The sequence below is a fragment of the Flavobacterium sp. GL_143 genome, assembly GCF_057834355.1.
On record NZ_CM174401.1, the window covers coordinates 1631066 to 1644941 of the forward strand.

Below are 13876 nucleotides of genomic sequence, written 5' to 3' on the forward strand. Positions count from 1 at the left end.
TATTAATTTAAGTATTCAAAGATAATAATAATTCTATAAAATAAATAGTACTAATTTACTGACGGAAAAACACACGTTTAACCCGTTGCGAAATACTGGTTAGGATTTCATACGGAATCGTACGTAATTCTTGTGCCATTTCTATAACAGTTGGGCTTTCGCCAAAGATAATTACATCATCACCTTCCTTACAGTCAATAGTACTTACATCGACCATAAGCATATCCATACAAATGTTTCCTACTATTCGAGCCTTTTGATTTTTGATAGTTACAAATCCTACTCCGTTACCCCAAAGTCTGGCAATACCATCAGCATAGCCAATTGGTATTGTAGCGATTCGAGTTTCTTTTTCGGCCATAAAACGACGTCCGTAACCTACGCTGTCATCAGCAGGAATAGTCCTTACTTGCGAAATTATTGATTTTAATGTGCTTACGTTTTCCAGGTATTTTTGTTCTGCAGGATCATTAGAAACTCCATATAAGCCAATCCCTAAACGCACCATATTGTATTGTGCTTGCGGAAAATTACTAATTCCGGAAGTATTCAGGATATGACGAATTGGGTTAATGTCTAATTCCTTTACTAATTTAGAAGATAGTTTTTCGAATAAATCAATTTGAGAAAGAACAAAGCCAAAATGTTTTTGTTCGTCGCTAGTTGCCAAATGAGATAAAACACTTTTTACCTCAACGTTTGTATTTCCTTTTAGAGTAGCGATTAATTCATCGAGGGTATTGTCTTCAAAACCCAATCGATGCATGCCGGTATCTAGTTTTATATGAATCGGAAAATGGTGTAGTTTCTTCTCCTTTGCAATTTTCAAAAAAGCATTCAATCCTTTTAAACTATAAATTTCAGGTTCTAATTGATGCTGAATAATAGCCGAAAAAGTGGTTGTTTCGGGATTAAGCACCATAATTGGTAGTTTGATACCGCCGTTTTTAAGCGAGATTCCTTCATCGGCGAAAGCCACACCCAAATAATCTACCTTATGATGTTCAAGCAATTTGGCTATTTCTAGTCCGCCATTACCATAACTATATGCTTTTACCATCACCATCATTTTGGTGTTTGGATTTATTTTAGATTTAAAGAAATTAAGATTATGACCAATAGCGTTGAGGTTAATTTCAAGAATCGTTTCATGAGTTTTCTCTTCGAGTAATGCGACAATTTCTTCAAATTGAAACGATCGTGCTCCTTTTATAAGAATGGTTTCATTTTCAAAATCCAAAGATTCATAATGTGCAATAAATTCGGCTGTATTAGGGAATGTAATACAATTGGTAAATTTATCTTTATAAGCCGAAATGGTCGAGCCAATACCAATAACACGACTTATTTTATTAGACTCGATAAGTTGAGCCACTTTCGAATATAATTCATCATTAGTAAATCCGCTCTGAAGAATATCCGACAAAATCACGGTTTTCTTTTTGAATTTATTTTGACTTTCTAAAAAGTCTAATGCGATTTTTAACGATTGAAAATCAGAACTATAACTATCATCGATTATGCTACAGTTGTTGATTCCGTTTTTTACTTCCAAACGCATTTCTACTGGATACAATAAATGCATGCGGTTCTGGATTGTAGCCGAATCGTATTTTAAATACAACAAAACCATTAGGCAAGAAATAGCATTTTCTATCGAAGCATCATCCTGAAACGGAATGGTAAATTCGTTTAATTCATCCTTGTATTCATATCGAATTCGTGTATTCCCGTCATGAGTTTCTTTTGTAGAAACTAAAACATCGGCATTTTTATCGGTAAAACTCCAAGAAAATAACTTCCTGGAATCGAGCAGATATTCGGCAGCAAATTGTGTTAAACAAGAATGAACAACCTCAGTTTTCTGATAAATAATTACAGGAGTTTCTTTAAACAAAAGTAGTTTCTCATCTATCTTTTGTACAAGATTTAAGAAACCTTCATCATGTGCCGAACCTATATTGGTAAGAAGCCCGATAGTAGGTTTGATGATTTTTTCTAGTTTGTCCATTTCAGAAACCGTTGAAATCCCTGCTTCAAAAATCCCCAGATTGTGTTTCTCATTTATTGCAATAACCGAAAGCGGAACGCCAACCTGTGAGTTGTAACTTTTTGGACTTCTTATAATGTTGTGATCAGGACTTAGCAAGAAATTTAGCCATTCCTTTACTATCGTTTTACCGTTGCTTCCGGTCAATCCGATAATAGGGAAATGGAAAAGGCCACGATAATAACCTGCAACTGCCTGCAAAGCCGACAATGAATTTTCGACAACTATATAATTGGCTCTTTGTGTATAGTTTTCTGGAATTTGTGTTACTACAAAATTATGAACGCCTTTCTCTATTAAGTCAGGAATGTAATCGTGAGCATTATTGTTAGGTCCGCTTAAAGCGAAAAATAAAGTTTTAGGTCCGTTTTGTAAAGAGCGACTATCGATAGAAATATGATCGATATTGATATCTGAATTTCCTCCAATCCATTTGGCATGGAGTATTTGAATTAGACTTTTAAGATTTACAGGCATTATATTGTGAGGTATTTTATGTTGGATGTTTTTGTGTAAAATGTTTTATGCAAAATGTGAAATAGCAATTGTGATGAGTTAGAAAAACATATTGTTGTTTGAAACATTAAAGGTAAAAAAGAGTTTTTAATATTTTCTTAAAATTGTAAAAGATTGTCTGGAAAAGGGAACGCGGATGACGCGGATTTACTAAAGTAAAGACGCTGATAAAAACGGATTTTTTAAAACAATTGAAAAAAATCCGTTTTAATCCGTGTTTTCGCCTTGGCGAATCCGCGTCATCCGCGTTCCCTTTTTAGTTGCTGTTAAAATTTTGAGCATTTTATACAAAGTCATATATTTTTTTATATTTGTTCAAGACAATAAATCCAAGCCGTTGAAAAAGATTCTTCCGATATTTTCTTATGTATTTCATCCATTATTTATTTCGATATATGCGAGTATGTTTTACCTTTTCTTTAAAGGAGATATATTTGTAAATGAGGAAAAAATCTTTATTCTTTTTCAGATATTAATTATAACGGTTTTTGTTCCTATGTTGTTTTTCTTGTTGCTTCGTTCTACAGGAAATGTCGATTCGATTATGATTAATGAAACCTCCCAACGTAAGATTCCGTTGGTGCTTCATTGTTTTTTAATCATTTTGCTAGTAAAACGCAGTGTGGTAATTATGCGTTATCCAGAGTTGCATTTCTTTTTTCTAGGCGCATTATTTAGTACAATAATTGCGTTGATTTTATCTTTTTGCAAAATAAAAGCCAGTTTGCACATGATAGCCATAAGCGGATTAACCGTTTTTGCAATTGGTTTGTACCGACACCTTCAAGTGCCAAATATGATGTATTGGGTTGCTTTCTTTATTTTAATGAATGGTTTTGTGGCATCATCCCGACTGGAAATGAATGCGCATACCAATAAAGAACTTGTTATAGGATTACTTATTGGGATAATTCCACAATTGATGTTTGCGTTTTTCTGGTTATAGAATATAGAAAATTACACCAATATTCATTGTTCGCATATCGATATCTTCCGTAGGAGTTTTTGCCGATTTAAATAAAGAGTTTAAACCATAATAAGCATATATATTCCAGGTATTAAAACCAGATGAAATATAAACTCCGTATTGTATTTTTTCGAAATCTTTATTGTTTTTAATGACCACTTTTTGCTCAGAATCTTTGTAAACAGAGCGATCGAATAAAAGATAACTAAATTTTACACCACCGTAAATTCTCCAAAATTTATAACTCTCAAAAGTAGAAGTTCGCCATCTAAACTCAATCGGTAAATCAATTAAATACTGAGTGAATTTGTTTGTGTTAACATCAGAATAATTCACAACATTATAAACAGGAGCGTCGTTTGTACCAGTTATGGCAAGATTTTGAAAGTAATTTTTATAGCTAAATCCTAAACCTGTGGCGATAGATACGTTACGATTTTTATTAATAGGCATATCTCTTAAAAAACCAAAATTAAGTCCTGCCGAAAATTTCTTTTGCGACAATCCTTCTGGAGCATTTGCTAATGCATTATAGGTAATTGCAAAATAAAACTGATCTTCTCGATACAGAGAATCAATTTTTACTTTTGGAGTTTCTGGAGCAGGAGCTTTCTCTTCCTGAGAAAAGACATTCAGAAACGATACTAAAAATAAACAACTAAAAAATAATCGCATTTTGGATTTTGGTTTTAATGATTGTTCCAAGAGTATAGGTAGTTTTTGCATTTTGATATTCACTTTACAAATATAAGATATTGAGTGTTTCAGTTGTGGTTTGACTGTGGTTAATTTTTTTGCCACAGATTTTAGGGATTAAATGGATTTTAAAAATGTTGTCGCGAATTCGCAAATTCTTGTTTCACGCAGATCTAAAAAGATTTGAGCAGATCTGCACAGATTTTTCACTAATTAAATCGGCTTAGATTTGCCTAAATCTGTAAAATCTGCGTGAAACAATGAAAATAAGCTACGACCCGAGCCTGAAAGTGCGAACAGGCGAAGCAATTTCATCTCGAAATTTCGGAACTGCGACCTTTGCGGTTAAATAATTCTTCTCCTGCTTATTTCATTTCGCTTATATGTTTTTTATACCTTTGCAGGGCATGAAAAGAAAACAACTCATAATAAGTATTTCTTTGACGATGACGGTATTGTTCTCAATGCTGTTTCAGTCATTCCATAGTTATGAGCATATTGTACAAGAGTTTTCAAAAAAACAATGTCATCACGAGTATAACGTAACAAATACCGAAATAACGCATCAGCACCATAATTTCGATTATTGCTATGTATGTCATTTTGCGATAAGCAGTTATATTACACCTGAAAAATTTACTTTTCAGTTGCCTGTTTTTCATGATGAAATCCCTTATTCCTTTACCTTTTCGGAAACAGCAATTTCATTTTCCGGAAGTCTGTACTCACTCCGAGGTCCGCCCATAGTTTAGATTTTTAGTATCCGAATAGTTTCGGAATACAACGTTTTACCCTGTTTTGGTTTTCTTTAAAATCAAAAACAATCTTTATTTATACAATTCAAAATAGTAAAAATGGTTTACTAATTCTGATAGTTATCGGAGTTATTGAGCGTATTTATACTTTGGTTTTTGATTGTTTTTAAAGGAAGAAATAATCTAACTATAGCATCATTTTCAATGAAAAAAATAATAATTGCCCTAATTTTAGGGTTTTCGGGCTTGATTAATGCCCAAAATACAGTTTCTGGAACCGTAACCGATTTACAAAATCAACCAGTTCCGGGAGTTTCGGTTTATGCTCCCGAATTGCATAAAGGAACTACAACTGACGAAAACGGAAAATATACGTTGAATAATCTTCCGAATGGAGGATTGCGTATCGCATTTACGTTTGTAGGTTTTACAACTCAAAATAAAAATATCGAAAAATTACTAAAAGAGAATACACTCGATATCTTGCTTTCGCAAGCAGCTTTTGAAATGGATGAGGTAATTGTATCTACGGCTTTTAGCAAATTGCAATCGCAAAATGTAATGAAAGTGGAACATGAAACGATTAAAACATTGCAACAAAAAGGAACTTCGACATTAATAGAAGGATTGGCAACAATACCAGGAGTTTCTCAAATTTCTACAGGAACTTCTATAGGGAAACCAGTAATTCGAGGATTAAGCGGAAACCGTGTTTTGGTATATTCGCAAGGAGTACGATTAGAAAACCAACAATTTGGAGATGAGCATGGTTTAGGATTAAATGATGCAGGAGTAGAAAGTGTTGAGGTTATAAAAGGACCAGCATCTTTATTATATGGTTCAGATGCTTTAGGAGGAGTTTTATATTTTAATCCAGAAAAATTTGCCGATGCAGGAGATTTTAAGGCTAATTTCAGTCAGAAATATTTCACCAATACACAAGGAAGTAATTCTTCTATCGGATTAAAAACATCTACAGAAAATTGGAAATTCTTGGCTCGAGGAAGTTTCAATTCACATTCTGATTACCAAGCAGGAGATAGTGACCGTGTAACAAATACCCGTTATAACGAAACCGATTTTAAAACCGGAATCGGATATAGTAATTCTAGTTTCTCAAGTGTTTTACGTTACAACTATAACAAGCTAGATTTAGGAATGCCAGAAGAAGGATTTGGAGAACAAACCACAAGTAAAAATACGGAGTTTCCAAGACAAGGAGTTTTTAATCATTTGTTGAGTTTAAACAATGTTTTCTTTTTTCAGAATTCAAAACTAGATGTTGATTTAGGATACATCACAAATGACAGAAGTGAGTTTGAGGATAGTAATGAAGCTTCATTACACATGAAACTGAAAACATTTAATTATAATGCTAAATACCATTTGCCTAAAATGGGTAAAATTGAAACTATTGTTGGAGTTCAGGGAATGCACCAAACCAATGCAAATTCGGGAGAAGAATATTTAATTCCAGATGCTACAACAAATGATTTTGGTGTTTTTGGAACGGCAAATTATGAGTGGAAAAGCAATGTATTGCAAGCAGGTTTGCGTTTTGATAACCGTAATGTAACTTCAATCGCGCACGGAGTTGAGGGAGAAGAAGGATATTTCCAGGCATTAGACAGATCGTTTGATAGTTTTAATGCATCGTTGGGTTACAAAACCAACCTTGCCGATAACCTAACCATGCGTTTAAATGTTGCTTCGGGATTTAGAGCGCCAAACTTGGCAGAACTAACATCAAACGGAGTTCATGAAGGAACAAACCGTTACGAAATAGGAAATAGCACTTTAAAAACAGAACAAAATGTTCAAACGGATTTAAACTTAGAATATAAAAACAGTCATTTTGAGTTCTTCGTAAATGGGTTTTATAATCACGTAAACAACTACATTTATACTTCGCCTACGGGAGATGTTTTAGATGAGAATGATGTATTTGCTTATGTTCAGGATAATGCCAAATTATATGGTGGAGAAATCGGATTACACTTTCATCCACATCCTTTAGATTGGTTGCATTTCGAAACTAGTTTTGAAACCGTTACAGGTAAAAAACAAAATGGAGATTACTTGCCATTAATTCCTGCAAACAACTGGAACAATACGATAAGAACAGAGTTTAAAATTAATAACTGGTTCCAAGATGGGTTTGCTACTTTAAATGTAAGTTCAACTTTTAACCAAGACAATGTAAGTGGTTTCGAAACAGCTTCTAAAGGATATTCGCTACTTAACTTAGGATTTGGAGGAACAGTAAAGTTGGGTAAAACGGCTTTTGATGTAAATATAAACGGAAACAACCTATTCGATAAAAAGTACATCGCGCATTTATCCCGATTAAAAACTGATGGAATTCCTAACATAGGACGCAACGTAGTTTTAGGAGTAAACTTTAATTTGTAAGAGAATAAGTTTTAAAAATATCTCTAAAAGCGCCAACGATGTAGTTGGCGCTTTTTATAACAATACCAATGAAAAAATAACTATTTTTGTTTTAAACAGTAATATTATAACAATGAAAAAAATTAGTATTCTAATGGCTATAACCGCTACAACTGTTGCGTTTGGACAAAGTCAAAAATCAAATGCAATAAAGTATCCTGATACTAAAAAAGGAGAAACAGTTGACACCTATTTTGACACTAAAGTAAACGATCCATATCGTTGGCTTGAAGATGACAAATCTGCTGAAACTGCTGCTTGGGTAAAAGCAGAAAATAAAGTTACATATGCCTATTTAGACCAAATTCCTTTTCGTGATGAGTTGAAAAAACGCATGGAGAAATTATGGAACTATGAAAAAATTGGAGCTCCTTTTGTAAAAGGAAAATCAACATATTATTCTAAAAACAACGGATTACAAAATCAATCTGTAATTTATAAAAAAGGAGTAAACGGAAAAGATGAAGTTTTTCTTGACCCAAATACATTTTCAAAAGACGGAACAACATCTTTAGGAGGATTAGATTTTAGTAAAGACGGTTCTCTAGCTGCTTATTCTATTTCTGAAGGAGGAAGTGATTGGAGAAAAGTAATTATCATAGATGCTCAAACTCGCAAAGTATTAGAAGATACATTAGTAGACGTGAAATTTAGCGGAATTTCCTGGAAAGGAAAAGAAGGATTTTACTATTCTAGTTATGAGAAACCAAAAGGAAGCGAATTATCTGCTAAAACAGATCAGCATAAATTGTATTTCCATAAGTTAGGAACTCCACAAAAAGACGATAAAGTTGTTTTTGGACTTGACCAAAAAAGAAGATATGTTGGAGGTTCAGTAACCGATGATATGAAGTATTTGGTGATTACGGCAGCAAACTCAACTTACGGAAATGAGTTATACATTAAAGATTTATCTAAAGAAAATAGTCCAATTATTACTATCGTAGATAACTTTAATAGCGATAATAATGTTATCGAAAATGAAGGAACTAAATTATTTATCGAAACAGATTTAAATGCACCAAACAAGCGTATTGTAACAGTTGATGTAAGTAATCCGAAACCAGAAAACTGGAAAAATTTCATCGCTGAAACAGAGAATGTACTTTCGCCATCAACAGGAGGAGGATATTTCTTTGCAAATTATATGAAAGATGCTGTTTCTGCAGTAAAACAATATGATTATACAGGGAAATTAGTTCGCGAAATAAAACTTCCAGCGTTAGGAACAGCAGGTGGATTTAGCGGAGAAAAAGCAGATAAAGTAGTGTATTATTCATTTACAAATTACACAACTCCAGGAACAATTTACTCATTTGATGTTAAATCTGGAAAATCAGAAATTTATCAGCAACCTAAAGTTGATTTCAAAAGTGCCGATTACGAATCAAAACAAGTATTCTATACTTCAAAAGATGGAACAAAGGTACCAATGATGATCACTTATAAAAAAGGATTAAAATTAGACGGTAAAAACCCAACTATTTTATATGGTTACGGAGGATTTAATGCAAGCTTAACACCATCATTTAGTATTGCAAATGCAGTTTGGATGGAAAACGGTGGAGTATTTGCAGTTCCAAATCTTCGTGGAGGAGGAGAGTACGGAAAAAAATGGCATGATGCAGGAACAAAAATGCAAAAACAAAATGTATTTGATGATTTCATTGCAGCAGCCGAATATCTTATTGCTCAAAAATATACATCTTCAGATTTCTTAGCGATTCGCGGAGGATCAAACGGAGGATTATTAGTTGGAGCAACAATGACACAACGTCCAGAATTAATGAAAGTAGCTTTACCAGCAGTAGGAGTTATGGATATGTTGCGTTACCATACATTTACAGCAGGAGCAGGTTGGGCATACGATTACGGAACAGCTCAGGATAGCAAAGAAATGTTTGAATACATCAAAGGATATTCACCAGTTCATAATGTAAAAAATGGAGTTCATTACCCAGCAACTATGGTAACTACAGGAGATCATGATGATAGAGTAGTACCAGCACATAGTTTTAAATTTGCAGCCGAATTACAAGAAAAACAAACAGGAGACAATCCAGTTTTAATTCGTATCGATGTAAAAGCAGGACACGGAGCAGGAAAATCTGTAGCAGCTACAATTCAGGAAAATGTCGATATTCAGGCATTTACATTGTACAATATGGGTTTTAAAGCATTACCAAAAAAGTAATACATAAGAATTAAAATATTTAAAAGCAGGCTTTTCTAACTTAGAGAAGCCTGTTTTTTTATGGGATTAAATTTAACTATAAAGGTTTTTTACCGCAAAGTTCGCAAGGATTTACGCAAAGATTTAAATCCGTGCTAATTCGCAAATTCGTGGCTTATTTTTTTATTTCACGCAGATTCAGCAGATTTAGGCAAATCTAAGCCGATTTAATTAGAGAAAAATCTGTGTGCATTTGCTCAAATCCTTTTAGATCTGCATGAAAAAATAATTCGTGAATTCATGGCTTATTTTTATTGTTTCACACAGATTCAGCAGATTTAGGCTGATCTAAGCCGATTTAATTAGAGAAAAATCTGTGTGCATCTGCTCAAATCCTTTTAAATCTGCGTGAAAAAATAATTTACGAATTCGTAGCTAACTTTTTTAAGCAATTCTTTTCTCTTAAATTTGGAACAACTAAAAAACAAAAAACATGGAAATTGTTAGATGGGGAATTATAGGCTGCGGTAATGTAACCGAAGTTAAAAGCGGACCTGCATTTCAGAAAGCAAAAAACTCAGCATTAGTTGCTGTAATGCGTAGAGATGCTGCTTTGGCAGAAGATTATGCCAAACGCCATAATGTACCTAAATGGTATTCGAATGCTGCCGATTTAATAAATGATCCCGATGTCGATGCCGTGTATATTGCAACGCCGCCATCATCTCATAAAGAATATACGCTGTTATGTGCCAAAGCAGGAAAACCTGTTTATGTCGAAAAACCAATGGCGCTAAATTTCGAAGAATGCAACGAAATGATAAGCGCTTGCAAAGAACACAATGTGCCATTATTTGTGGCTTATTACAGAAGATGTTTACCACGTTTCCTAAAAATAAAAGAACTAATCGATAGCGGAATCATCGGAACGCCAAGACACGTAAACTGTGTTTTATACCATTCGTTTGAAAAAAGATACGACGACGAAATTAATTTACCATGGACAGTTTTACCGCATCTTTCAGGTGGCGGAATATTTGTCGATTTAGCATGTCATACGTTAGATTTTCTAGATTTTGTTTTCGGGCCAATTAAGTCCGTTCGAGGTCACGCCACTTCCCAACTTATGGCATATCCAGCCGAAGATAGCGTTTCGATGTCATTCTTGTTCGAAAACGGAATTCACGGCACAGGATTGTGGAACTTTGCAAGTCACAAGCGCCATGATATTGTCGAGATAGTAGGCGATAAAGGCAAAATTTCCTTTTCGACCTTTGGCAACGATCCCGTACAACTTGAGGATAAAGACGGAAAAATAGAAAGTTTCCCAATAGATAATCCGTTGCACATCCAGCAACCGCTTATCGAAACCATCGTGCAGGAATTACTTGGTACTCCGGGTTGTCCGTCTCACGGTGTTTCGGCAGCTAGAACCACTTGGGTTATCGATGAAGTTCTAAAAGAATTCAGACAAGCACATCTAGTTAAGTAAAATAGTTTTTAGGAGCAATTTCCTGCTGTTCGCTATATCTTTTTATAAGGTGAAAAAACCTTATAAAAAGGATGCCTCCCGAGACTTCGGGGCATCAGGGCTAGAGCCATAGAAATTCATAATAATAAAATGCCTTTATAGGACTTGTTTTCTGTAAAGGCATTTTTGTGTAGAAAAATACTGCTATTTATACAGTTTTAGACTACCTTTAATACTCCCATCTTAAAATTACTTAGCATGAAACAAATTATTGATAAAATAAAATACTTTGTACAAACAAGTCATTTTAAAAAATATGCCAAGCGCATTGGGTTTTTCTTCCTTGGTCTTATCGCATTATTACTACTTGCATCGGGAGGATTAGCCTATTATTTTAATCACAATAAAGATAAAATTGTTGTCAGGATAAATGATAAGATAAACGACAATATTAGCGGAACGATACACATTGGTGATATTCAGTATAAATTCTTAACAGGATTTCCTAATCTTACATTGGCATTAAAAGATGTCGAGCTAAAAGATAGTTTGTGGGCAATGCATAAACGAACATTTCTTACCGCAAAAGAAATAGAAGTACGATTGAATATTCTGAGTTTAATATCCGATAAAATCGACTTTCATAAAATCGAAATCAACGATGCCACACTCGATCTGTACAAAGGTCCAAACGGAATTACAAATTCAGACATCTTCAGAAAAAAGCCTAAGAAAGACACAAAAGAAAGCGGGAAAACTACATTGGTAGACGAAATAAGTATGACCAACGTGCATTTTATTTCCGAAAACAAACCCCGAAATAAACTCTTTGATTTTGAAGTTGCAGCCTTAAAAGCCAAAATCGATTACGATGGAAGCGATTTTAAGACCAATCTTTTTGTCGATACCAATGTAAAAAGTATGGCATTTAATACCGAAAAAGGAAGTTTTGCCAAAGACAAACGAATCAGAGGAATTATTGCTGTTGCTTATAAAGCAGATAAAAATAAAATCACAGCCAATGTCGACGGACTCGAAATAGGTGGAGATAAATTTGATGTTAAATCCTATTTTGATGTAGGTAAAACCAGTTCTAATTTCGGGATAGAAATCAAAACCAGAATCCTCTGGAAAAATGCCACTTATTTGCTTGCCAATAATATTAGTTCCAAACTAAAATGGTATGATTTAAAAGACCCAATCGGTGTAACCTGTACAATCGATGGAGATTTAAATTCCGAAGGCGATCCAAAAATAAATGTAGTAGCCGAAGTTAAAGACAATGAACTACGTATTCCCGACGGATTAATTTCAGATTGTACTTTCAATGGGAAATTCACAAATATACTCAAGGAAGAGTTAGGTTGTTATGATTCCAATTCAGCGGTAATAATACATGGATTTAAAGGAGCATATAACACAATTCCTTTTGTAATTCCAGATGCAATGATTCATAATTTTGATAAACCAGTTGCAACAGGAATCCTAAATGCCGATTTTGATGTTACAAAACTCAATAATATAATCAATGCCGACTTAATGCGCTTTTCCAACGGTCAAGCCAAAGTCAATTTTAAGTTCGAGTGTGATATAGTCGATTTATACTTCCGAAAACCAAAATTCATAGGAAGCGTTCGGGTTGCAAACACCAGTTTAAAGTATATTCCCAAAGGGCTTACTTTCGAAAAAACAGACATTCAGCTGGATTTTACCGAACAGGCATTGGTAATTAAAAAATTTGCATTCAAGGATCGTCGCAATACTGTTTTTGTAGAAGGAAGAGTCGATAATTTCCTGAATCTGTACTATGATGCACCAGAAAAAATGCTTGTAGATTGGAAAATTTATAGTCCAAGTATCGATATAAAACAATTTCTGGGAGTTATTGCTGCAACCCAAAAAAATAAGCAAGTCAGTAAAAAACCAGCAAATCATCAGAGCTTTTCAGATCAGCTTCATACCGTAATAAATAAATGTCAAGTAGTTTTGCAGCTTAATATGGATAAGCTTGTTTATGCCAAACTAGCGGCGACAAATGCAAAAGCAACTATTAGGTTAGCAAATTCTAATGTAACGGTACAAAACGGATTCTTGCAAACCGCAGGAGGAACAATTGCTTTTTCGGCAGTATTAAACCCAAATGGGAATAAGTATAATTTTAAATCAGATGCAGAGGTTACCAATGTAGATATTACAAAGTTTTTAACCTCATTCAATAATTTTGATATTAAATCATTTGATGCAAAAGATATAAAAGGAAAGCTAACATCCAAAGCAAGCGTTGCCGGAATAATGGATTCCAAAGGAGACTTAATTAAAAATTCTGTGACAGGCAATGTCAATTTTAAAGTCAATAATGGCGCTCTGATAAACTTTGAACCAATTGTAAAAATCGGGAAATTTGCCTTTCCGTTTCGTGATGTAAAGAATATTACGTTTAGTAATTTATCTGGCGATGTTATCTTGAGAGGGCAGAATATAGATGTGAATAGTTTAAGAGTAAGTTCAAGCGTTCTTAATTTTGACGTTGCCGGAATCTATTCCCTAGGTCATGAAACCAATTTAGCCCTGACAATTCCACTCCGAAACTCTAAAAACGATGTGAAATTAGCTTCCAAAGCCGAGCGAGATGCCGTTCGTAACCGCGGAATCGTTTTACATTTATTAGCCGTCGATGATGGCGGAAAAATCAAAATTAAATGGGGGAAGAAGGAGGATAAGAATAAGTAGGGTTTTAGTACCAGTATAATATTGTCATTCTTGTAAAATGACTTAAACGCCAATCGAGAGATTGGCG

Annotated in this window: 7 protein-coding genes; 5 read left to right on the plus strand and 2 right to left on the minus strand. The window is 34.1% G+C overall.

The window, feature by feature from the left end; genetic code table 11:
* Window positions 1–55: 55 nt before the first annotated feature.
* Entirely contained in the window at window positions 56–2527 is a 2472-nt protein-coding gene (locus AC3IPI_RS06985; RefSeq protein ID WP_489158041.1) for a bifunctional UDP-N-acetylmuramoyl-tripeptide:D-alanyl-D-alanine ligase/alanine racemase, read from the minus strand.
* Window positions 2528–2903: 376 nt separating this feature from the next.
* On the opposite strand from AC3IPI_RS06985, the gene AC3IPI_RS06990 reads away from it, so the two are divergent.
* Entirely contained in the window at window positions 2904–3512 is a 609-nt protein-coding gene (locus AC3IPI_RS06990; protein WP_039113749.1) for a hypothetical protein, read from the plus strand.
* On the opposite strand, the gene AC3IPI_RS06995 is transcribed toward AC3IPI_RS06990, so the two are convergent.
* Window positions 3507–4259: a porin family protein gene (locus AC3IPI_RS06995; RefSeq protein WP_489158044.1), complete on the minus strand. Its 753-nt coding sequence runs from the start codon at window positions 4257–4259 to the stop codon at window positions 3507–3509. The genes AC3IPI_RS06990 and AC3IPI_RS06995 overlap by 6 nt on opposite strands.
* A 929-nt stretch (window positions 4260–5188) precedes the next feature.
* On the opposite strand from AC3IPI_RS06995, the gene AC3IPI_RS07000 reads away from it, so the two are divergent.
* The 4 genes from AC3IPI_RS07000 to AC3IPI_RS07015 all read left to right on the plus strand — a co-directional run bounded on the left by AC3IPI_RS07000 (window position 5189) and on the right by AC3IPI_RS07015 (window position 13809).
* Entirely contained in the window at window positions 5189–7396 is a 2208-nt protein-coding gene (locus tag AC3IPI_RS07000) for a TonB-dependent receptor (RefSeq protein WP_489158046.1), read from the plus strand.
* A 133-nt stretch (window positions 7397–7529) separates the two neighbouring features.
* Window positions 7530–9629 (plus strand): prolyl oligopeptidase family serine peptidase, encoded by a 2100-nt coding sequence (locus tag AC3IPI_RS07005; RefSeq protein WP_489159218.1) that lies wholly within the window; start codon window positions 7530–7532, stop codon window positions 9627–9629.
* Window positions 9630–10101: 472 nt separating this feature from the next.
* A complete protein-coding gene (locus AC3IPI_RS07010; RefSeq protein WP_489158048.1) occupies window positions 10102–11100 on the plus strand; it encodes a Gfo/Idh/MocA family protein in 999 nt (332 codons plus the stop codon).
* A 237-nt stretch (window positions 11101–11337) separates the two neighbouring features.
* Window positions 11338–13809: an AsmA family protein gene (locus AC3IPI_RS07015; RefSeq protein WP_489158050.1), complete on the plus strand. Its 2472-nt coding sequence runs from the start codon at window positions 11338–11340 to the stop codon at window positions 13807–13809.
* Window positions 13810–13876: the final 67 nt, after the last annotated feature.